Annotated in this window: 19 protein-coding genes and 1 pseudogene; 16 read left to right on the forward strand and 4 right to left on the reverse strand. The window is 68.6% G+C overall.

Going from position 1 to position 21,563, the window contains the following annotated elements; genetic code table 11:
• Positions 1–342 precede the first annotated feature (342 nt).
• The gene (locus EV138_RS24385; protein WP_133981104.1) at positions 343–792 is read left to right on the forward strand and encodes a hypothetical protein; all 450 of its coding nucleotides are present in this window, start codon (positions 343–345) and stop codon (positions 790–792) included.
• A gap of 281 nt (positions 793–1,073) precedes the next feature.
• Complete coding sequence (locus tag EV138_RS24390; protein WP_238158324.1) at positions 1,074–1,811, forward strand: prenyltransferase/squalene oxidase repeat-containing protein; 738 nt, start codon at positions 1,074–1,076, stop codon at positions 1,809–1,811.
• A gap of 11 nt (positions 1,812–1,822) precedes the next feature.
• Here EV138_RS24390 and EV138_RS24395 read toward each other — a convergent pair whose 3' ends face one another.
• Complete coding sequence (locus EV138_RS24395; RefSeq protein ID WP_133981106.1) at positions 1,823–2,110, reverse strand: DUF1905 domain-containing protein; 288 nt, start codon at positions 2,108–2,110, stop codon at positions 1,823–1,825.
• A 203-nt stretch (positions 2,111–2,313) separates the two neighbouring features.
• Between EV138_RS24395 and EV138_RS24400 the strand changes: the two genes are divergently transcribed.
• From EV138_RS24400 to EV138_RS24415, 4 genes are all read left to right on the forward strand, one after another.
• Entirely contained in the window at positions 2,314–3,513 is a 1,200-nt protein-coding gene (locus tag EV138_RS24400; RefSeq protein ID WP_238158325.1) for a DUF1570 domain-containing protein, read from the forward strand.
• Between the two features lie 85 nt (positions 3,514–3,598).
• Complete coding sequence (gene glmU / locus EV138_RS24405; RefSeq protein WP_133981107.1) at positions 3,599–5,086, forward strand: bifunctional UDP-N-acetylglucosamine diphosphorylase/glucosamine-1-phosphate N-acetyltransferase GlmU; 1,488 nt, start codon at positions 3,599–3,601, stop codon at positions 5,084–5,086.
• Complete coding sequence (locus EV138_RS24410) at positions 5,083–6,063, forward strand: ribose-phosphate diphosphokinase (RefSeq protein WP_133981108.1); 981 nt, start codon at positions 5,083–5,085, stop codon at positions 6,061–6,063. Before glmU ends, EV138_RS24410 begins: the two co-directional genes overlap by 4 nt.
• A 44-nt stretch (positions 6,064–6,107) precedes the next feature.
• A complete protein-coding gene (locus EV138_RS24415) occupies positions 6,108–6,872 on the forward strand; it encodes a DUF1932 domain-containing protein (RefSeq protein WP_133981109.1) in 765 nt (254 codons plus the stop codon).
• Here the strand turns inward: EV138_RS24415 and EV138_RS24420 are convergent.
• Positions 6,866–7,543: a hypothetical protein gene (locus EV138_RS24420; RefSeq protein ID WP_133981110.1), complete on the reverse strand. Its 678-nt coding sequence runs from the start codon at positions 7,541–7,543 to the stop codon at positions 6,866–6,868. The genes EV138_RS24415 and EV138_RS24420 overlap by 7 nt on opposite strands.
• A 776-nt stretch (positions 7,544–8,319) precedes the next feature.
• Between EV138_RS24420 and EV138_RS24425 the strand changes: the two genes are divergently transcribed.
• The 9 genes and pseudogenes from EV138_RS24425 to EV138_RS24465 all read left to right on the forward strand — a co-directional run bounded on the left by EV138_RS24425 (position 8,320) and on the right by EV138_RS24465 (position 18,598).
• On the forward strand, positions 8,320–8,964 hold the full coding sequence (locus EV138_RS24425; RefSeq protein ID WP_133981111.1) for a 50S ribosomal protein L25/general stress protein Ctc: 645 nt from the start codon (positions 8,320–8,322) through the stop codon (positions 8,962–8,964).
• A gap of 49 nt (positions 8,965–9,013) precedes the next feature.
• Positions 9,014–9,589, forward strand: a complete 576-nt coding sequence (gene pth / locus EV138_RS24430; RefSeq protein WP_133981112.1) for an aminoacyl-tRNA hydrolase — start codon at positions 9,014–9,016, stop codon at positions 9,587–9,589.
• Positions 9,590–9,602: 13 nt separating this feature from the next.
• A complete protein-coding gene (gene mfd / locus EV138_RS24435) occupies positions 9,603–13,238 on the forward strand; it encodes a transcription-repair coupling factor (protein WP_133981113.1) in 3,636 nt (1,211 codons plus the stop codon).
• 25 nt (positions 13,239–13,263) lie between these two features.
• Positions 13,264–13,938, forward strand: a complete 675-nt coding sequence (locus tag EV138_RS24440; RefSeq protein WP_133981114.1) for a SurA N-terminal domain-containing protein — start codon at positions 13,264–13,266, stop codon at positions 13,936–13,938.
• A 10-nt stretch (positions 13,939–13,948) separates the two neighbouring features.
• A complete protein-coding gene (locus EV138_RS38630) occupies positions 13,949–15,007 on the forward strand; it encodes a nucleoside triphosphate pyrophosphohydrolase (RefSeq protein ID WP_133981115.1) in 1,059 nt (352 codons plus the stop codon).
• A gap of 141 nt (positions 15,008–15,148) precedes the next feature.
• A complete protein-coding gene (gene eno / locus EV138_RS24450) occupies positions 15,149–16,429 on the forward strand; it encodes a phosphopyruvate hydratase (RefSeq protein ID WP_133981116.1) in 1,281 nt (426 codons plus the stop codon).
• An 18-nt stretch (positions 16,430–16,447) separates the two neighbouring features.
• On the forward strand, positions 16,448–17,050 hold the full coding sequence (locus EV138_RS24455; RefSeq protein ID WP_133981117.1) for an FtsB family cell division protein: 603 nt from the start codon (positions 16,448–16,450) through the stop codon (positions 17,048–17,050).
• Positions 17,047–17,562, forward strand: a pseudogene (locus EV138_RS24460) (DUF501 domain-containing protein); the annotation flags it as partial. The gene EV138_RS24455 and the pseudogene EV138_RS24460, both read left to right, overlap by 4 nt.
• 67 nt (positions 17,563–17,629) lie before the next feature.
• Positions 17,630–18,598, forward strand: coding sequence for a Ppx/GppA phosphatase family protein (locus tag EV138_RS24465; protein WP_439649004.1), 969 nt, complete (start codon positions 17,630–17,632; stop codon positions 18,596–18,598).
• On the opposite strand, the gene EV138_RS24470 is transcribed toward EV138_RS24465, so the two are convergent.
• Positions 18,578–19,330 (reverse strand): class I SAM-dependent methyltransferase, encoded by a 753-nt coding sequence (locus EV138_RS24470; RefSeq protein ID WP_133981118.1) that lies wholly within the window; start codon positions 19,328–19,330, stop codon positions 18,578–18,580. The genes EV138_RS24465 and EV138_RS24470 overlap by 21 nt on opposite strands.
• A gap of 43 nt (positions 19,331–19,373) precedes the next feature.
• Complete coding sequence (locus EV138_RS24475) at positions 19,374–19,949, reverse strand: TetR/AcrR family transcriptional regulator (RefSeq protein ID WP_238158328.1); 576 nt, start codon at positions 19,947–19,949, stop codon at positions 19,374–19,376.
• A gap of 130 nt (positions 19,950–20,079) precedes the next feature.
• Between EV138_RS24475 and EV138_RS24480 the strand changes: the two genes are divergently transcribed.
• Positions 20,080–21,513 carry an MFS transporter gene (locus EV138_RS24480; RefSeq protein WP_133981120.1) on the forward strand — a complete coding sequence of 478 codons (1,434 nt, stop codon included), beginning with the start codon at positions 20,080–20,082 and terminating at the stop codon, positions 21,511–21,513.
• The last annotated feature ends 50 nt before the right edge of the window (positions 21,514–21,563 follow it).

The raw sequence follows: 21,563 nt of genomic DNA on the forward strand, positions 1-21,563 counted from the left end.
TGGGGTAATCGGCAGCCCGCGAGACTTTGAATCTCGAAGATCTGGATCGAAACCAGGCGGGGGAGCAACACGAAGCCCGGCTCGGCTGATGTCGAGCCGGGTTTCCTATATCCCCCACGCGCGCTCCTTCGTCGCCCGCTCCCGCCCACTGATAGTCCGCGGCTCCTCTGTCGCCGCTCGCTGTGGGTGAGGTTGGCGGTTGGGTTTTCCGACGCGGCCTCCATCGTTGGCCGCTCCCGCCTGCCTGGGTCGCGGTTCCTTCGTCGCCGCTCGGCTGTGGCTGGGCTCGGCGGTTCGGTTTCTCGGCCGCGGTGTGGCGTTCGTGCATGAAACGATCTCTTGGTGGACGAGGACCGGAGGAGTTCGGCAGTCAGGGCGTTGATTGAGCTTGCGGCCAGTGGCGACTATCTGGATCGGGCTGATGCGGGGCGGGCCTTGGCGAGTTTCGCGATGGTGGACGGAGCGCGGGAGGTGCTGCTGGGGCTGGTGCTTGATGCCGGCGACACGTTCGTGACGGTTGCGACGGCGGAGGCTTTGCTTCGGCGGCAGGATCTTGCCGGGTTCGCGATTGTCGCTGAGGTGTTGGGTTTGGCGGACTTTCAGCATCGGACCTATATCGACCAGGCCGTGACGGCGGTCTTCTTGGTGTTTGCGTCGGAGAGGGATCGGGCGATGGAAGCGTGTGAAGCTTTGTCGCTCGATGGCAGCGCAGGGGTTCGTCAGGGGGCCGTCGTACTGCGCGAGATGCTCGCTCAAGTTGGTCCGTTGCTCTTTCCGCAGGAGCCGGCCTGAGTGTCGGCGGCGGCGCACAGACTGGGAGTGATGGTCCTGGGTTGTTGGAGTGAAGGGGACGGGCGATGACGGGCGAGGACGCGGTGGTGGGGTGGTTGTTGGAGGGGGATCCTGCGGTTCGGTGGCAGGTGTTGCGGGAGTTGGGTGGGGTGGGCGAGGAGGAGGTTGCGGCTGAGCGGGCGCGGGTGGGAGTGGAGGGGGTGGGGGCGCGCTTGCTTGCGTTGCAAGGGGATGACGGGGCGTGGGGTGGGGTGGCGTGGAATCGGGGGTGGGACTCGACCATGCATGTGTTGATGTTGTTGCGGGAGTTGGGGTTGGACCCGGCGGGTGAGCCTGCGCGGACGGCAGTTGGTCTGGTGCGCGAGAAGGTGACGTGGCGGGGAAGTAGGCCCGAGGAGAGCGACGCGAACGGCTTCTTCGAGGGGGAAGTTGAGCCGTGTATCAACGGGCAGGTTGCGGCGGTGGGGGCCTACTTCGGTGAGGATGTGCGGGGGCTTGTAGACCGGTTGCTGGGTGAGCAGTTGGGTGATGGTGGGTGGAACTGCGAAGCCGAGATCGGGGCGACGCGGTCGTCGTTCAACACCACGATCTGTGTGCTGGAAGCGTTGTTGGAGTGGGAGAACCACGGGGGTGCTGCTCCGGAGGTCACTGAGGCGCGGCTGCGGGGGCAGGAGTATCTGCTCGCTCGGCGGCTTTTCCGGCGGTCGACCGGCGAGGTGATCGAGCGCGATCGCAAAGGTGGGTCGGACTGGACTCGGTTCGCGTTTCCGACGTGGTGGCATTACGACGTACTGCGTGGGTTGGAGTACCTGCGGAGTGCGGATGTCACGCCAGACGAGCGTGTGGCCGAGGCGATCGATCTGGTTGCGTCCAAGCGGGACGATGACGGCCGATGGGCGTTGGAGACCAGCTACCCCGGCACGATGCCGGTCGAACTGGGCGAGACCGTTGGGCAACCCAGCCGGTGGATCACCCTCCGAGCATTGCGCGTCCTGGACTGGTGCGCACAGCGCGGTTGAGCGCGGTGGGTTCAGACATCGACGGTCAGGCGGATGGTCAGTTCGTCGCCCTCGTCGATCAGTTCGGCTTTTCGGACCCAGGATTTGAGGGGGACCACGTAGGCGCCGTCTTTGGGGAAGAGGGAGGTGGTCCAGGTGGTGTCGCCGATGTGGGCGGTGACGGGGATCATTCCCCAGCCGTAGCTGACGGCGGTCGAGGTTGCTTCCAGTTGGCCGGATTCGTCGTCGGGCACGGTGACGAAGTACCAGGGTGCGGGCCCTCGCCAGTACCAGACCTCGCCGGTGAACTGCACATCCATGTCCTCAAGATAGAAGGTGCCGGTCCGCCAGGCGGGTTTGTTTGTGGGTGGGGGGTGGGTGACTATTGGGCGGCTGGGGTGAGTGGGGGTTGGGCGAGAGGGTTCGGATGGCGGGGTTGTGGGCGGTGGGGCGGCGGTGGGTTGTTGCTGCCTGGCCTGCGGTGGTTGCTGCGCTGGTGGTGGGCAGCACGCTCTGGCTTGCCGTGACCCCCTCGACTCGGAACGTCGAGCTGACCGCTGCCGCGATGGGCGGTACGACGCTGGACCAGGTTCGCCCCAGTGAGACCGGTGACGTCAATCCCCGGCTCGGGGCGGCGGTGGACGCGATCCTGGCGCGGCGTGGGATCGCGGTGAAGACCGGGAATGTGAACATGTTCCTCGCCGACGTCGCGCCTGAGTTGCGGGACGAGCAGCGGGTGTTGTTCCAGAATCTGCGCGCGATCGGCATGGCGGTCACGTACCGGCGCGCCGAGCCATGGATCGATCGGCCGGCATTGCACCGGTTCGGCCTCGCCACCGGTACCTTCCGGGTCAGCATGCGGTACCAGATCCTCGGCTCCCGGCTCACCCAGGCCGCGACCGACGTCGGGTACACCTACACCGTCCGCGAGAACCGCCTCTGGCTGGTCGCGGACGACCACCTGGACGACGCGATCGGCTCCGGCCGGCAGCCCTGGGACTACGGCCACATCGCGGTGGTCAAGCGGAAGAACATCCTGGTGATCGCCAACCAGGGCGAGCAGGTGCTCGCGCAGAATCTGGCCACCCAGACGGTCCAGACGGCCAAGGCGGTCCGCAAGCTGTGGAAGGGCCATCTCCAGGTCGTCCCGCTCGTGATCGCGATGCGCGAACCGGACGTGCTGACCGAGCTGCCCCCGATGATCCCCGGCGACGAGCCGGCCCGCATCCAGCCGATGCCGAGCCCCGCGGCCAACTCGCAGCCCGTCGGTGGCTACGTGGTGATCCGCCCGAACGCACTGCGGTCGTTCGACTCGGTCAAGGAGACGCACGCACTGATCCACCTGCTCGCCGTACGGCTCGGGGACTGTACGCCGCGCTGGCTGGCCGAGGGCATCGCGCAGTACGCCGAGAACGTGCAACTCGTTGCGGCGGGACGCGGCGCTGAGGTCGCCCAGGCGCGGACCGAGATCGACCGGCGTGTGCTCGGCGATCTGACCCGGCTGCCCGCGGACGACCAGTTCTCGGCTACGGACAGTTACGACATCAGCTGGATCGCGGTCGAGCACCTGATCAAGCAGATCGGCCTGCGACCGGTCGTCGAGTACTACGCGCAGGTGGCCCGCCGCGGTTACAACCAGTTCGCCCGCGAGCGGTTGATGAAGGAGTACACCGGCTTCACCGAGGCGACCCTGGTGGAGTCACTGCGAAGTCTCACCGGCTGAGCAAGTACGCTTGCGCGGGCACGCTTTTCGAGTGCCCGGATCTAGCTCTGCGGCGAATTCGCAGGGAACTCGAGGAGAAGACCGCGTGACTTCCCATCGTCCTGCGGTGGTCATCGTGATGGCCGCCGGTCAGGGGACCCGGATGAAATCCGCGACCCCGAAGGTGCTGCACGAGATCGGCGGGCGCAGTCTCGTCGGGCACGCGGTGGTTACCGCCCGTGCACTCGCCCCGGAGCATCTCGTCGTAGTGGTCGGTACCGGGCGGGAGCAGGTCGAGGCCCACCTGGCCGCGATCGACCCCGACGTACGGACCGCCGTTCAGGAGCAACAGCTCGGCACCGGCGACGCCGTCCGCGCAGGGCTGACCGTCGTACCGGAGGGCTTCGAGGGCGAGGTCATCGTCACCTCCGGCGATGTGCCGCTGCTGCAGACGGACACCTTGCAGCAGTTGGTCGCCGAGCACGACAAGAACGCGAACGCGATCACCGTGCTGACTGCCCGGGTTCCGGACCCGACCGGCTACGGCCGGATCATCCCGGCCGAGGACGGCAGCGTCGCCGGGATCGTCGAGCACAAGGACGCCACCGCCGAGCAGCGCCGGATCGACGAGATCAACGCCGGGATCTATGTCTTCGACGCGGCAACCCTGCGCGACGGACTGAGCCGGATCAGCACGGACAACGCGCAGGGCGAGCTGTACCTGACCGACGTGCTCGCGATCGCGAAGAGCGACGGCAAGCGGGTCGGTGCGTTCGTCACCGAGGACGCGATGCAGACCGAGGGCGTGAACGACCGGGTCCAGCTGGCCACCCTCCGCGCCGAACTGAACCGCCGCACGCTCGACACCCTGATGCGTTCCGGCGTCACGATCGTCGATCCGAACACCACCTGGGTCGACAGCACGGTCACGCTCGACCAGGACGTCACCCTGCTCCCGAACACCCAGTTGCACGGCGCGACGACGGTCGCCACCGGCGCCACGATCGGCCCAGACACCACGCTGACCGACGTACAGGTCGGCGAGAACGCCTCGATCATCCGCACCCACGGGTCCGGCGCGGTCATCGGCGAAGGCGCCTCCGTCGGGCCGTTCGCCTACCTGCGGCCCGGTACGACGCTGGGCGTCAAGGGCAAGATCGGCACCTTCGTCGAGACCAAGAACGCGGCGATCGCCGACGGCGCCAAGGTGCCGCACCTGACCTACGCCGGGGACGCGACGATCGGGGAGGGCGCCAACATCGGCGCCGGCACGATCTTCGCCAACTACGACGGCATCAACAAGTTCCACAGCACCGTCGGGCGGTACTCGTTCGTCGGCAGCAACTCGGTGCTGGTCGCACCCGCGTCGATCGCCGACGGCGCGTACGTCGCGGCCGGGTCCGCGGTGACCGAGCCGATCGGGCCGGGCGAGATCGCGGTGGCCCGGGGCAAGCAGCGCAACATCCGCGGCTGGGTGGCTCGCAAGCGGGCCGGCACCAAGACCGCGAAGGCCGCCGAAGAAGCACAAGAAGCGGCGCAACAGGGCGAGCTGAGCGACACTGGCGAGAAGGCCGAACGGGAGGCGCGACCATGAGCGGCATGAAGCGGACCACCGAGAAGAACCTGATGGTGTTCTCCGGACGGGCCCACCCGGGCCTGGCCGAGGAGGTGGCCGAACAGCTCGGTGCCGGGCTGGTGCCGACCTCGGCGTACGACTTCGCCAACGGCGAGATCTACGTCCGGTTCGAGGAGTCGGTGCGCGGGTCCGACGCGTTCGTGATCCAGAGCCACACCTCGCCGATCAACGAGTGGATCATGGAGCAGCTGATCATGGTCGACGCGCTGAAGCGGGCGTCGGCCAAGCGGATCACCGTGGTGCTGCCGTTCTACGGGTATGCCCGGCAGGACAAGAAGCACCGCGGCCGGGAGCCGATCTCGGCCCGGCTGATGGCGGACCTGTTCAAGACCGCCGGCGCGAACCGGCTGATCTGCGTCGACCTGCACACCTCGCAGATCCAGGGCTTCTTCGACGGCCCGGTGGACCACCTGATGGCGCTGCCGATCCTGACCGACTACGTGCGGGAGAAGTACGGCGACCAGCAGCTGGCCGTGGTCTCGCCGGACGCCGGCCGGATCAAGGTCGCCGAGCAGTGGTCGGCCCGGCTGAACAACGCGCCGCTGGCCTTCATCCACAAGACCCGCGACATCGACCGGCCGAACGAGACCGTCGCCAACCGGGTCGTCGGTGAGGTCAAGGGCCGGGTCTGCATCCTGGTCGACGACATGATCGACACCGGCGGCACGATCACCAAGGCCGCCGACGCGCTGATGGCCGACGGCGCCGCGGGTGTGGTGATCGCCGCGACGCACGCCATCTTGTCCGGTCCGGCGGTCGACCGGTTGAAGAACTGCCAGGCCAGCGAGGTGATCGTCACCAACACGCTGCCGATCGCCGAGGAGCGCAAGTTCGACAAGCTGACCGAGCTGTCGATCGCCCCGCTGATCAGCCGGGCGATCCGCGAGGTCTTCGAGGACGGCTCGGTCACCAGCCTGTTCGAGGGCCGCGCCTGAACACTCCCGTCGGCAGCTAGTTCCTCTTCGGATCGGAGCTCTGTATGCGGATCGCCGTCTTTCACCCCGGGGCCATGGGGTCACAGCTCGCCGCGCAACTGGTGGTGGCGGGGCACGAGGTGCACTGGGTCCCCGAAGGGCGCAGTACGGGGTCGGTGGAGCGGGCCGAGGCGGCGGGATTGATCGGTACGCCGTTCGCCGAGGCAGTCGGATCGGCCGAGGTCGTGCTGTGCTCGTGTGCGCCGCAGGGAGCCGTCGACGTTGCACGCCAGGTCGGTGCTGCGGGGTTCGACGGCCTGTACGTCGAAGCGAACCCGCTCTCGCCGAAATCACTCGCGGCTGCTCAGGAAGCGCTGCCGGCCGCGACCTTCGTCGACGCCGGCGTCGTCGGACCGCCGCCGAAGGGTGGTCCCTTGCCGACGCACCTGATGCTGTCCGGTACTGCGGCCGCGCGGGTCGCCGAGTTGTGGGCCGGTACCGCGGTGACGCCGATGGTCGTCGGTGATGAACCAGGCGCGGCGAGCGCGGCCAAGTCGGCCTACGCGTTCTACAACAAGGGCAAGGCGGCGCTGGCCGTGCTGGCGTTCGAATTGGCGGCGAAGCACGGGGTGACGGAAGCCCTGGTGGCGCAGGCGATCCGGGCCGATGCGGGGTCGCTCAAGGATCCTGGGCTGCCGGAAGCGCTCACCCGCGTTGCCTGGCGCTGGGGGCCGGAGTTCGACGAGTTGGCCGAGACGCTTGATGAGGCTGGGCTCGAAGGCGACGCGGCTCGTGCTCTGCGGCAGGTGTGGACTCGTCTGAGTCAGTAGACCGGCTGGCCGTAGTCGCGTAGTACGAAGGGCGGCAGCAGGTCGATCACGCGCGACATCACTTCGAGCCGCGCCAGCGTGTCCGGAATGGTGAACGAGCCGGTGCCCCAGGTGACGAGCGCGTTGCCGGCGACCTGCCACTCGAGGCCGGGGTTGTGGAGCATCCACTCCATCAGCCGAGGATGCAGTACTGCGGACGCATAGCGCTCGTCCGCGCAACTGACCCGGAAGGCGTCGTTGAACGCCTTGCTCTCCAGTTCGATGTCACGGCCGCCGAAGAACCGGCGGACCTTCGAGTCCATCGTCAGTTTCAGCGGCGGCAGCGCGACCGGCAGGTTGAGCGCGACGACGAACACCCGGTGCGTGGTCGTCGTGGTCGAGCCGTTGGAATCGGTCGAGGTCGTCGTGTAGGTGTAGTCCAGCGCGCACATCCCGCGGCCGCGGAAGTCTCCCGCGAACATCTCTCCGGGCTTGCCGCGCTGGAAGATGTCCGCGGCGACGCCGCTCAGCCACGGGTTCGGCGGCGCCGGATACCAGCCGAGCTGAGCCGCGGCCTGCCCTCGGGCGTTGAGAAACTCCCGCCGCCGCTTGGACTGCCAGATCGCCAACGCGATCACCGCCGAGAACCCAGCCAGCGCGATGACCCCGATGAACGCGAACCCGACGAACATGCCAGGAACCTAGCCGACACCCCGGTCCACCCTCGTACGACGCCCCACGCACCTCCTGCGTCGGTGCTCCCGCCCACCCGGGTCCGCCGCTCCTCCGTCGCGGCTCGTGGCTGGGTGCGGGTTGTGGGTGGTAGGTGTTACCGATTCCCACGCGCCTCCTCCGTTGGGCTTTCACCCGGCCGGTTTCCTCTCGCTCCGGCGTTCCTGCGTCAGTGCGCCTGGCCGCACGGTTTCCGCCGTTCGGCGTCGCGGCGTAGTTCGGTGCGGACTTGCTGTTGGTTCGAGCTCAAAGCGGACCACGCGGGATAGTCGCAGAGGTCGCCCCCTTATGCACGGTTTACGAACTCCTACTGAGACGCCGCCGGAGCGACGGTCCATTGGTCGACGGATCGCGGTGAGGTGCGGTAGGCAGCCCGCCGCACGATAGGCACGAGCCGCGACGGAGGAGCGGCGGATGGGGGTGGGTGGGAGCGCCGACGGAGGAGGTGCGTGGGCGTAGTACGAGCGGAGAAAAGTCACCGTCAGCAGGCCAGGAGATGTACTTCGGGTACAGATTTCACGTCTGGGCTTGGTGGTGGGTAGACTGTTTTGGTTGCCTCGGCGAGGGACGCCCCCCGGACTAAGTCCTTCACAAGACCTGGCGGGCGCGGCTCCGTGATCGACGCGGTGGTTCGTTGCCTGACGCCTGTTCGGGAGTCAAGACGCGCCCGCTGAGGCCAGCAACCGGTTCCACCACTGACAACAGATCACCGCAACGCACTTGAGGAGTTCATCTCGTGGCCGAGGTCAAGATCCAAGCCGAGTCGCGCACGGAGTTCGGCAAGGGTGCTGCCCGCCGAATCCGCCGGGACAACAAGGTGCCCGCCGTTCTCTACGGCCACGGCACGGACCCGGTGCACATCACGTTGCCCGGTCACGACACCATGCTGGCGCTGAAGACCGCCAACGCGCTGCTGCTGATCGAGGTCGAGGGCAGCGAGTCCCTGCTGGCGCTGCCGAAGCAGGTCCAGCGTGACCCGCTGAAGGGCCACATCGAGCACGTCGACCTGGTCATCGTGAAGCGTGGCGAGAAGGTCCAGGTCGAGATCGCCGTCCACATCGAGGGCGAGGCGGTCAGCGACACCCTGGTCGTGCTCGAGCACCCGAGCATCCTGGTCGAGGCCGAGGCGACCCACATCCCCGACGGCGTCACCGTGTCCGTCGAGGGCCTGGACGCCGGCGCCCAGATCCACGCGTCCGACCTGAAGCTGCCGGCCGGTACGACGCTGGCCGTCGAGCCGGACACCCTGGTCGTCAACGTGACCGCGGCCCAGACCGCCGAGCAGCTCGACGCCGAGCTGTCCGAGGCCGAGGCCGAGGCCGGCATCGAGAAGGACGAGCCGGAGGCCGCCGAAGAGCCGGTCGCCGCCGCGGCCGAGTAGTACAGGACTCACCTCAAGCGCAGAGTTTCAACCAGGAAGGCCGGGATCCGTGGCGGACGACGTGTGGTTGGTCGTCGGGCTGGGGAATCCCGGCCCTTCCTATGCCCGGACCCGGCACAACGTCGGCCACCTGGTCGCCGACGAGCTGGCCGCCCGGGTCGGTGGCGGCTGGAAGCAGCACAAGCAGGCCAAGGCCGAGGTGGTGGAGGGCAGGATCAGCGGGATCCGCGCGATCCTGGCCAAACCCCGGTCGTACATGAACGAGTCGGGCGGTCCGGTGTCGGGGCTGCTGAAGTTCTTCAAGGTGGAGCCGGCCACGCTGGTCGTGATCCACGACGAGCTCGACATCGACTTCGGCGTGCTGCGGGCCAAGTTCGGCGGTGGCGACAACGGCCACAACGGGCTCAAGTCGCTGCGGAAATCGCTTGGCACCGGTGACTACTATCGGTTGCGGTTCGGTGTGGGCCGTCCACCGGGCCGGCAGAGCCCGGCGGACTTCGTGCTCGACGAGTTCTCCTCGGCCGAGCGCAAGGACCTGCCGTTCGCGGTGGATCGGAGCGCCGACGCGGTCGAGTCCCTCCTCACCGACGGACTAGAAGTCACCCAAGCCAAGTACAACTCGTGAGAGTGGACATCAAGTGAAACTGGCCGGTCTGGTCGACACCCTGATCACCGATCCGGTGGTGGCCGAGGCCGTTCGCGACGCCCGGACCGAAGGCGTCACGACACTCGACCTGAGCGCCCCCGGATCGATCCGCCCTGTCCTGATGGCGGCGCTGGCCGCCCACCAGGGCGCGGACCGGCCGGTGCTGGCGGTCACCGCCACGTTCCGCGAGGCCGAAGAGCTCACCGAGGCACTCCAGTGCATGGTCGAGCCCGGCTCCGTCGCGTACTACCCGGCCTGGGAGACCTTGCCGCACGAGCGGTTGTCGCCCCGATCGGACACGGTCGGCCGGCGCCTCGCCGTACTGCGCAGGCTCGCGCACCCGGATCCTTCGGACGAGACGACCGGGCCGATCAAGATCCTGGTCGCTCCCGTGCGATCCGTGCTCCAGCCGCAGGTCGCCGGGCTCGCGGATCTTCGCCCGGTCCAGCTGCACGTCGGTGACTCGGTCGATCTCGAGGACGTCGTCGAGCGACTGTCCGCCGCGGCGTACAACCGGGTCGACCTGGTCGAGCGGCGCGGCGAGTTCGCCGTCCGCGGCGGCATCATCGACGTCTTCCCGCCCACCGAGGAGCACCCGCTGCGGGTCGACTTCTTCGGCGACGACGTGGAAGAGATCCGGTACTTCGCGGTCGCCGACCAGCGGTCGCTCGAGATCGCCCAGCACGGTCTCTGGGCGCCGCCGTGCCGCGAGCTGCTCCTGACCGACGAGGTCCGCTCGCGCGCCGCAGTACTGGCCAAAGAACACCCTGAGCTGTCCGAGTTGTTCGAGAAGCTCGCCGAAGGGCATGCCGTCGAGGGGATGGAGTCGCTCGCGCCCGTCCTCGTCGACGAGATGGAGTTGCTGGTCGACCTGATGCCGGAAGGCACCCATGTCGTGGTCAGCGACCCCGAGCGGGTCCGGGCCCGGGCGCACGACCTGGTCGCGACCAGCCAGGAGTTCCTGGAGGCGTCCTGGGCGGCCGCTGCCGGCGGTGGCGAGGCGCCGATCGACCTGGGCGCGGCGGCGTACATGTCGCTGGCGGATGTCCGCTCGCACGCCCTGAGCAAGGGCCTGGCGTGGTGGAGCATGTCGCCGTTCGCGGCGGCGCCGGACGACTCGCTGTCGTCGGAGCTGCGCGACTCGATGGGGGAGCGGATCTCCATCGACATCGACACGGACGCCGGTGCGGTCCGCAGCCGCCAGATCGCGGCGCACGAGGTCGACCCGTACCGCGGTGAAACCGCTGCTGCTGTTGAGGATGTGCGCACCTGGTTGCGTGACGGCTGGCGCGTCGTCTGCGTCACCGAAGGCCACGGCCCGGCCCAGCGGCTGGCCGAGGTGTTCTCCGAGGCAGAGCTGCCGGCCCGCACCGTCGAGTCGATCGACGGCATGCCCGAGCCCGGCGTCGTACTGATCTCGCAAGGTGCCCTGGACAAGGGATTCATTGCCGAGGGCATCAAGTTCGCCGTACTGACGGAGAACGACCTGGCCGGCCAGCGGTCGGCGGCCGAAAGGCGTTCGCAGCAACGGATGCCGAGCCGCCGGAAGAAGGCGGTCGACCCGCTCGAGCTGGCTCCTGGCGACTACGTCGTCCACGAGCAGCACGGCGTCGGCCGGTACGTCGAGATGATGCAGCGGACCGTCGGCACCGGCGCGCAGAAGGCCACTCGCGAGTACATCGTGATCGAGTTCGCGCCGAGCAAGCGCGGACAACCCGGCGACCGGCTGTACGTGCCGACCGACCAGCTCGACCAGGTCACCCGGTACGTCGGCGGCGAGCAGCCCTCGCTCGACAAGATGGGCGGCGGCGACTGGGCCAAGCGCAAGGGCCGCGCACGCAAGGCGGTCCGCCAGATCGCCGGCGAGCTGATCAAGCTGTACGCCGCGCGCCAGGCGACCAAGGGGCACGCGTTCGCCAAGGACACTCCCTGGCAGCGTGAGCTCGAGGACGCCTTCCCGTTCGTGGAGACGCCGGACCAGTTGGCGACCATCGACGACGTGAAGCGCGACATGGAGCGTGTCACGCCGATGGACCGGATCGTCTGCGGCGACGTCGGTTACGGCAAGACGGAGATCGCCGTACGGGCGGCCTTCAAGGCGGTGCAGGACGGCAAGCAGGTCGCCGTACTGGTTCCGACCACGTTGCTCGTGCAGCAGCACTACGCGACGTTCGCCGAGCGGTACGCCGCGTTCCCGGTGAATGTGGCGCCGCTGTCGCGGTTCCAGACCGACAAGGAGGCCAAGGCCACCATCGACGGTCTGGCCGATGGTTCGGTCGACGTGGTGATCGGGACGCACCGGCTGTTCAGCGGCGAGGTCGCGTTCAAGGATCTCGGGCTGGTCGTGGTCGACGAGGAGCAGCGGTTCGGCGTCGAGCACAAGGAGCAGCTGAAGCAGTTGCGGACCGCGGTCGACGTACTGACCATGTCCGCGACGCCGATCCCGCGCACCTTGGAGATGTCGATCACCGGCATCCGGGAGATGTCGACGATCGCGACGCCGCCGGAAGAGCGGCACCCGGTGCTGACCTTCGTCGGCGCCTACGAAGAGGGCCAGGTGACCGCAGCGATCCGGCGCGAACTGCTCCGCGAGGGTCAGGTCTTCTTCGTCCACAACCGGGTGAACACGATCGAGAAGGCGGCCGCCCGGATCCGCCAGCTCGTTCCCGAGGCCCGCGTCGCGGTGGCGCACGGTCAGATGCCCGAGCACCAACTGGAGCAGGTCATCCAGGGGTTCTGGGAGAAGCAGGCCGACGTCATCGTCTGTACGACGATCGTCGAGTCCGGCATCGACATCTCGAACGCGAACACGCTGATCGTCGAGCGCTCCGACCTGCTCGGACTCTCCCAGCTGCACCAGCTCCGCGGCCGGGTCGGCCGCGGGCGCGAGCGGGCGTACGCGTACTTCTTCTTCCCGGCCGAGAAGCCGCTCACCGAGACCGCGCACGACCGGCTCGCCACCATCGCCCAGCACGCCGACCTCGGCGCCGGCATGCAGGTCGCGATGAAGGACCTGGAGATCCGCGGCGCCGGGAACCTGCTCGGCGGCGAACAGTCCGGCCACATCGCCGACGTCGGGTTCGACCTGTACGTCCGGCTGGTCGGCGAGGCGGTCGCGGAGTACCGGGGTGACAGCTCCGACGACGAGACCGCGGCCGAGGTCAAGATCGAGCTGCCGATCGACGCCCACCTGCCGCACGACTACGTGCCGTCGCAGCGGCTGCGGCTGGAGATGTACCAGCGGCTGGCCGCAGTACGGGACGCCGACGGGATCGCCGAGCTGGTCGAGGAACTGCACGACCGGTACGGCGACATCCCGCAGCCCGTGCTGAACCTGATCGAGGTGGCGAAGTTCCGCAACCACGCCCGTACGGCGGGGCTGCAGGACGTGACGCTGCAGGGCAATCTGATCCGGTTCGGACCGGTCGACCTGCCCGATTCGAAGGTGCTGCGGCTGAACAGGCTGTACCCGAAGAGTCTGGTCAAGCCGCAACTGCGTACGATCCTGGTGCCACGACCTGCCACCCGGCCGGTCGCCGGTCAGCCGCTCCGCGACCAGGAGCTGCTGCAGTGGTGCACACGACTGATCGACGATGTGATCGCCGAGCCCGTGGGGGCACCGGCCTGATGAGTTCCAGCTGGAGGAGAGTCCGTTGAGCAGAAATCTCGTCAAGGTGACGGGCGCGCTGGCTTCGGTGGTGCTGCTGCTGAGCGGTTGTGCCGCGGGTACCCACCCGGGCGCGGCGGCCAAGGTGGGCAAGACCGAGATCTCGGTGACCGATGTCGACGAGACCTCGCGTGCGGTCACCACCGCGCTCGGCCAGCCCTACTCCGCCGGTGCGGCGCTGAGTGTCCTCGTGAACAGCGCGCTGGTGAACCAGATCGCCGAGCAGCGCTCGGTGACGATCACCGACGCCGAGGTCGCCGACGCGATGAAGTTGCTGCCGCCGGAAGGCACCTACGACCACTTCGCGAAGGACCCGAAGGCGAACTCGTTCCTGCGTGAGCTGGCCGAGTCGGTGATCGGCATCATCAAGCTCGGCGGCGGCACCGGCGTCAAGGACCCGAAGGTGCAGGAGGCCCAGCAGGCCGGCCAGGGCGTCGTCAAGGACGCCGCGAAGAACATCAAGGTCGACATCGCTCCGCGCTTCGGCAAGTGGACCGACGGTGCCCTCGACGGCCAGGTCTCTGGTTCGCTCTCGACGCTGTCGAAGGAAACCAAGGCCGGCCAGCCCACCCCGCCGAACCAGCAGCAGCCGCAACAGGACCCGAACGCGGATCCCAACGCGGACCCGAACGCCGATCCGAACCAGCAGCCGCAGGGCTGACCGCTTCCTCGTGACCGGCTCCATCAAGGTCGTCCTCACCAGCCCTCGGGTGGCGCCCGGCCTCCTCACCCGGGCGGCCTGGAAGGCTTTCGAAGACGCCGACGCCCTCGGCGCGGCCACGGGCCCGGCCGTCTCCGCCGCGGGCCCGGCCGTCTCCGAGGCGGCCGGGGGCAGCTTCGGGGATGGCTTTGGCGACTCCGGTAAGCCGGAACGGCCTGATGTGCAGGCGTTGGTCGGCTCCGGTCTCGTCGTGCAACTGGTGGCCGGCGAACCCAACGACCACTGGAGCTGGCTGACCACGGCGGCGGCCAGCGGCAAGCGGGTCGCCTGGCTGGTCGGCGACGATGGCGAACCGGGCCTGCTCCGGCTGATCGCCGACTCGCTGCACCGATCCGCCGAGGGCGGTGACGCGCAACCGGAGTACGAGGTGGAGATCGTCCACGGCTCGTACGACGTACCGGGCGCGCGCCTGATCGACCTCGTCCGCGTGATGGACCGCCTGCGCCGCAACTGCCCGTGGGACATGGAGCAGACGCACGAGAGCCTCGCGAAGTACCTGCTCGAGGAAACCTACGAAACCCTCGAGGCGATCGACTCCGGCGACTACGAGCACCTCCGAGAAGAACTGGGCGATCTGTTGCTGCAGGTCGTCTTCCACTCCCGCGTCGCCGAGGACTCACCCGACGAGGCCTTCTCCATCGACGACGTCGCCGCCGGCATCGTCGAAAAACTCATCCGCCGCCACCCGCACGTCTTCGCCGACACCCACGCCGCCGACGCAGCCGCCGTCGAAGCCAACTGGGAAACCATCAAGGCCGCCGAAAAACAACGCACCTCAGTCCTCGAAGGCATCCCCCTGGCCCTGCCTGCCCTGGCCCTGGCCGACAAGGTCCTCGGCCGCTCGGCAAAGATCCACCCCTACGAGCCTCCAGCCGCCCCCGACCTGGGCGACAAGCTCCTCGCACTCGTCCAAGAGGCCCGAGACGCCGGCATCGACGCAGAACAAGCCCTCCGCCAGGCCACCACCCGCCTGGCCACCCAAATCCAAACCACCGAATCCGCCGGCTGACCCGCTCGGACGTGTGCTGGTCGGCAGGTTCTTTCCCGCCGGCGCCTGGTTGCGTTGTGGAAAAGGCGGACGCGGTCCACTGGGGTGGGTGGTCTGGCGGTTAGGCTCGGGGTGACATCAGGTGTGAACAGAGGAGTAGATGTGGCCACCATCGAGGCCGTCGGCGCTCGCGAGATTCTTGACTCGCGCGGCAACCCCACTGTCGAGGTCGAGGTTCTGCTCGACGACGACACCGTAGCCCGGGCGGCTGTGCCCTCGGGCGCTTCCACCGGCCAGTTCGAGGCCGTCGAGTTGCGGGACGGGGACAAGTCCCGCTACGGCGGCAAGGGTGTCCAGAAGGCCGTCACGGCCATTCTGGAGGACATCGACAAGGAGATCGTCGGGTACGACGTCCACGAGCAGCGGCTGATCGACCAGGCCATGCTCGACCTGGACGGCACCCCGAACAAGTCCAAGCTGGGTGCGAACGCCATCCTCGGCGTCAGCCTCGCGGTGGCGAAGGCGGCCGCGGAGAGCGCCGGCCTGGACCTCTACCGCTACGTCGGCGGCCCGAACGCGCACGTGCTCCCGGTGCCGATGATGAACATCCTCAACGGCGGCGCGCACGCGGACAGCAACGTCGACGTGCAGGAGTTCATGATCGCCCCGATCGGCGCCGCGACGTACGCCGATGCGCTGATGCAGGGCGCCGGCGTGTACCACGCGCTGAAGGCGGTGCTGAAGGAGCGCGGGCTGTCCACCGGCCTCGGTGACGAGGGCGGTTTCGCCCCGAACCTGCCGAGCAACCGCGACGCGCTCGACCTGATCCTGGTCGCGATCGAGAAGGCCGGTCTGCAGCCGGGCAAGGACATCGCGCTGGCCATGGACGTGGCCGCGAGCGAGTTCCACACCGACGGCGTGTACGCCTTCGAGGGCGGCAAGAAGTCGTCCGACGAGATGATCGCGTACTACGCGGACCTGGTCGCCTCCTACCCGATCGTCTCGATCGAGGACCCGCTGAACGAGGAGGACTGGGAAGGCTGGAAGAACATCACCAGCCAGCTCGGCGACAAGATCCAGCTGGTCGGCGATGACCTGTTCGTCACCCAGGTCGAGCGCCTGCAGCGCGGGATCAACGAGAAGTCGGCGAACAGCCTGCTGGTCAAGGTGAACCAGATCGGTTCGCTGACCGAGACGCTGGACGCCGTCGACCTGGCCCACCGCAACGGCTTCACCTGCATGATGAGCCACCGCTCCGGTGAGACCGAGGACACCACCATCGCCGACCTCGCGGTCGCGACGAACTGCGGCCAGATCAAGTCCGGCGCCCCGGCCCGGTCGGACCGTACGGCGAAGTACAACCAGCTGCTCCGGATCGAGGAGGAGCTCGACGACGCGGCCCGGTACGCCGGTCGCTCGGCCTTCCCGCGCTTCAAGGGCTGATCGAGCTAAGGTTCTTGGATGTCCTCCCGCCGGGATCCAGGTGCACGGCCAGGCTCGCGACCAGCGAGTCGCAGCCAGTCGCGCCCACCTGCCCGCCGGGACGGCAACCAGCCCAAGCGCCGTACGACGGGAACCCCGGCCGGCCCGGTCCGGACCCGGGGTTCCCGCAACCTCACCGGCCGGGCGGCCGTGGTGCTGCTCGTGCTCGGTGCGCTGGTCGTGTCGTACGCGCAGAGCCTGCGGGTGTGGTTCGACCAGCACCAGCAGATCAGCGCGCTGCAGCAGGAGATCCAGGACCGGGAGAAGCGGGTCAACCAGCTGGACGACGAGATCGCCCGCTGGAACGACGACGCGTACGTCCGGGCCCAGGCCAGGCAGCGGCTCGGCTGGGTGATGCCGGGTGAGGTCGGCTACCGGGTGATCGGTGCCGACGGGAAGCCGGTCGGCGCGCCGCCCGAGCCGGCCGGTCCGGTCGATCCGGCCGCCGACAAGCAGGTCCCGACCTGGTACACGAAGCTCTGGGGCAGCGTGCAGGGTGCCGGCAAGCCCGCCCAGCAGGTCGCGCCGACGCCGTCGAAGCCCACCCCGAAACCCATCCTGACCCCCAAGGCCAATCGGTGACCGAAGAACGTGTCAGTGCGGCCGATCAGGCCGCGGTCAGTGCCCAGCTCGGGCGGACCGCCCGCGGCATCCGGTCGATCGCGCATCGGTGCTCCTGCGGGCTGCCGGATGTCGTCGAGACCGAGCCGAGGCTGGCCGACGGTACGCCGTTCCCGACCACCTTCTACATCACGTGTCCCCGCCTCGCGTCCGCCATCGGCACGCTCGAAGCGGGCGGGATGATGAAGGAGATGACCGAGCGCCTCGGCACCGACGAGGAGCTCGCGAAGGCTTATCAGGCGGCCCACGAGTCGTACCTCGCGCACCGCGAGTCGATCGAGCACGTCACCGAGATCGACGGCATCACCGCCGGCGGCATGCCGACCCGGGTGAAGTGCCTGCACGTGCTGGTAGGCCACTCACTGGCGGTCGGCCCAGGCGTGAACCCGCTCGGCGACGAGGCACTTGAAGCGCTGTCCGACTGGGGGCGACGCGGACCCTGTGTCTCGCCCACCGATCCCGAGGCGGAGCGCGAGCCCACGACGGAGGGCCAGCCCGAAGCCGAGCGTGAGGCCGGGGTAGTGGCGGAGCATCCGAGCGGTGCGGCGGGAGTTGTCAGCGGGCTCGATGGGTGAGCCGTTGCGGGTCGCGGCAGTCGACTGTGGGACGAACTCGATCCGGTTGCTGATCGCGGACTTCGCCGACGGCAAGCTGACCGAGGTCGATCGGCAGATGCGAATCGTCCGGCTCGGCCAGGGGGTCGACTCGACCGGGGCCTTCGCGCCGGAAGCTTTGGAGCGGACCTTCGCCGCAGCCTCGGAGTACGCGGCAGTGATCCAGAGTACGAACGCCGCCCGGGTCCGGTTCGTCGCCACCTCGGCCGCCCGCGACGTGAGCAACCGGGACGAGTTCTTCGCCGGGATCAAGGCGCGCCTCGGCGTCGAGCCCGAAATCATCTCCGGCGACGAGGAAGCCGAACTGAGCTTCACCGGCGCGACCGGGGGACTGGCGGACATTGACGTACCGGGGCCTTATCTGGTCGCCGACATCGGCGGCGGATCGACCGAACTCGTGCTGGGCGACGCGTCCGGCGTGATCGCGGCGGAGTCGCTCGACATGGGGTCGGTGCGGATGACCGAGCGGCACCTCGCTTCGGATCCGGCCTCGATCGAGGAGATGGCCGCGGCGACCAGAGACGTCGACGCGCTGCTCGAATCCACTTCGGTGCCGCTGTCCCAGGCGCGCAGTCTGGTGGGAGTCGCCGGCACCGTCACCACCGTGGCAGCCGTCGCGCTGCAGTTGACCGAGTACGACCCTGACAAGATCCATCACGCGAGGATCCCGGCGCCGCTGTTGCTCGACACGACGTCCTGGTTGATGGGATCGACGCGGGCGGCGCGTTCCGCAGTACCGGCCATTCACCCTGGTCGCGTGGACGTCATCGGAGCCGGAGCGCTCATCCTGCAACGACTCCACGACCGACTGGCCGACAATCTCGTGTACGACGAGTTGCTGGTCTCCGAACACGACATCCTGGACGGCGTCGCGCTAGCTCTTGCGGGCGAGTAGGGCGAAGCTGTTCGGCAGGCGACCGCGCCAGGCGGCCGCGTCGTGGCCGTCCGCGGGACGCCAGAACGGCTCGGCGTGCTCCTCCAGTACGGCGAAGCTCAAGCCTGCTCGGACGATCGCGGTGACGATCTCACCTAGCGACCACTGCCACTCCTGAGCTCCGTTGGCCGGGAAGCTGTCGTTGATGTGCGACGTCGCGAAATAGCTGCGGTCCGGGCGGATTCTCGGCTCGTCCTCGTCCCAGCTCCACAGCGGTACAGCGGGATGCGCTTCGTAGACATACAGCAGTCCGCCGGGCTTCAGGAGACGTGCGACCTCGTCGGCCCACGCCTGGAGGTCGCGCATCCAGATCAGCGCGCCCTTGCCCGTGTACACCAGGTCCGCGGCGTGTTCGGCGAGTGGAGTCGTCGGGACCTCGGCGACGACGTACTGCACGTCCACGCCCAGCTCCCGTGCCCTGCGCTGAGCCGCGCCGGCCGCGGTCGTGCTGTAGTCGACACCGATCACCTTCCGCGCGCCCTTCGCGATCAGGTCGACGTCGTCGAGGCCGTGCCCGCTCTGCAGGTGCACGACCGTCGGCGCCTCCGCGAGGACGGGCTCGAGCAATGCGAGCTCCCAGGGCCGCAGCGAGTCGTGTCGGGCGGCCTCGGCGAGCAGGTCGTCGTACTCGTTCACATGCTTCTGCGACGCCGTCTCCCACGCCACCCGGTTGGCTGCCACCTCAGCGTCCATGGGCTCGATCATGTCGTTGCCGGTGACCTGCCGCTACTGAGTTTCAGGGGCGTGGACGAAGGCCGTCCAGGGCGAGCTGGAGGACGCGGGTCCGCTGCTCCTCGTCGACGAAGCCGGCTCCGGTCAGGCCGCTGACCATCCGGAGTACGTCGTCGAACAGCGCGTCGGTGCGGATCACGCCGGCTTCCTGGGCCCGGTCGAAGAGCGGCTGGCCGGCGGCGTACATCGCGTCTCGCGCCAACCTGAACGCCTCGGAGTCGCTGTTCAGCTCCTCGCGGATGGCCCGCTTGGTGGCCGCGTACTCGACGAAGCGCTGCAGCCAGGCCTCCAGCGCCTCCCAGGGCGGCAGGTCGGCGACCTGGACGGCGGCAGCGCAGAGTTCGTCGATCTCGCCCAGGTAGACGCTGTCGAAGAGGTCCTGCCGGGTCGGGAAGTTGCGGTAGAGGGTGCCGATCCCGACGCCGGCGCGGCGGGCGATGTCCTCCAGCGACGCCCCGGTGCCGTGCTCGGCGAAGGCTTCCCGGGCGGCGCCCAGCAGGGCGTCGAAGTTCCGACGGGCGTCGGTGCGCTGCGGGCGTTTCACGGCGACACCCAGAGCGGGACGCGGGTTCTCGGTCACCTCATCCACCCTATCGACTAGTACCGGAGGCAGGCCTCCGCTATAGTGGAGGCATGCCTCGACTTTAGCAGGTCGGGACTTCCGGCGCCCCGTCGCGTGGCGCGCATCCACCCTCTCGAAGGACTTCGGCATGCCCACAATCAGGCATCGAAAGACAACTTCGCCCCGACTGACGCTGGCCGTGCTGGCGACCGTCGTGGCTGCTTTCTCCATGCTGCAGTCGCTGGTGACCCCGGCGCTGCCCCTCATCCAGCGTGACCTGCACACCACCCCGGGCATGGTCACCTGGGTGTTCACGGCCCTGTTGCTGTCGGTCTCGGTGGCGACGCCGCTGCTCGGCCGGGTCGGCGACATGGTCGGCAAGGAACGGACCCTGCTGATCGGGCTGGTCGCGCTCGCGGTCGGCTGTCTGCTCGCGGCGGTCGCGCCCAACATCGGCGTACTGATCGGCGCCCGCGCGATCCAGGGTCTCGGCGGCGCGGTGTTCCCGCTGTCGTTCGGCATCATCCGCGACGAGTTCCCCGCCGAACGGGTGCCGTCCGTGGTCGGCCTGGTGTCGGCCGTCATCGCGGCCGGCGGCGGGCTGGGGATCGTGCTCGCCGGGCCGATCGTCGACGCGCTCGGCTGGCGCTGGCTGTTCTGGATCCCGATGATCGTCGTCACGCTCGCCACGGTGATGGTGCGTCGCTACGTCCCCGAGTCACCCAACCGGGTGCCCGGCCGGATCGACTGGCTGGCTGCCGCGTTGCTGTCGGGCTGGCTGATCGCGCTGCTGCTGCCGCTGAGCGCTGGACGGTCCTGGGGCTGGGCCTCGGCCCGGAGCATCAGCCTGTTCATTGCGGCCGTCGTACTGCTGGTCGGTTGGATCGCTGTCGAACTGCGCTCGCGGAACCCACTGATCGACATGCGCATGATGCGGTTGCCGGCGGTCTGGACGACCAACCTGGTCGCCTTGCTCTTCGGTGCGGCCATGTTCGCGGTCTACGCGTTCGTACCGCAGTTCATGCAGATCCCCAAGGCGGCGGGCTTCGGCTTCGGGTCGAGTGTGACGCAGGCGGGGCTGCTGATGCTGCCGATGCTGGTGACGATGGCCGTCACCGGTTCGCTGAGTGGACCACTGGCCCCCTACTTCGGCGCCAAGGCGCAGGTGGTCTGGGGGTCGGCGCTGAGCTTGGTCGCCTCGCTAGCGTTCGCGGAGTTCCACGACGATCCGTGGCAGGTCGCGCTGTCGACCGCGGTCTTCGGGATCGGACTCGGCCTGGCGTACGCGTCGATGACCAGCCTGATCGTTCAGAACGTCCCGCGTGAGCAGACCGGCGCGGCGACCGGCATGAACGCCAACATCCGCACCATCGGCGGATCGATCGGTACGGCGGTGGCCAGCTCGATCATCACCGGCCACCTCCAGCCCTCCGGTCTGCCGGCCGAATCGGGCTTCACCGACACGTTCCTGCTGCTGTCCGGCTTCTGCGCGGTGGCGGTCCTGCTGGCCCTGGCCATCCCGGCCACCCGGCGGACGAAGTACGCGGCTCCTGACCCGGTGCTGGAGGAACTCGTCAGCTGACGCTCGCTTGAGGCTTCGCCAGCTGACGTTCACTTGAGGCTTCGTCAGCT

This window comes from Kribbella voronezhensis, from assembly GCF_004365175.1.
Classification (GTDB): Bacteria; Actinomycetota; Actinomycetes; order Propionibacteriales; family Kribbellaceae; genus Kribbella; species Kribbella voronezhensis.

Coding starts and splice junctions, on each gene's coding strand:
- EV138_RS24415 (WP_133981109.1), top strand. CDS start 6,108: ATGCGGATCGCCGTCTTTCACCCCGGGGCCATGGGGTCACAGCTCGCC.
- EV138_RS24480 (WP_133981120.1), top strand. CDS start 20,080: ATGCCCACAATCAGGCATCGAAAGACAACTTCGCCCCGACTGACGCTG.
- EV138_RS24420 (WP_133981110.1), bottom strand. CDS start 7,543: ATGTTCGTCGGGTTCGCGTTCATCGGGGTCATCGCGCTGGCTGGGTTC.
- EV138_RS24390 (WP_238158324.1), top strand. CDS start 1,074: ATGCATGTGTTGATGTTGTTGCGGGAGTTGGGGTTGGACCCGGCGGGT.
- EV138_RS24410 (WP_133981108.1), top strand. CDS start 5,083: ATGAGCGGCATGAAGCGGACCACCGAGAAGAACCTGATGGTGTTCTCC.
- EV138_RS24395 (WP_133981106.1), bottom strand. CDS start 2,110: ATGGATGTGCAGTTCACCGGCGAGGTCTGGTACTGGCGAGGGCCCGCA.
- EV138_RS24455 (WP_133981117.1), top strand. CDS start 16,448: ATGTCCTCCCGCCGGGATCCAGGTGCACGGCCAGGCTCGCGACCAGCG.
- EV138_RS24470 (WP_133981118.1), bottom strand. CDS start 19,330: ATGGACGCTGAGGTGGCAGCCAACCGGGTGGCGTGGGAGACGGCGTCG.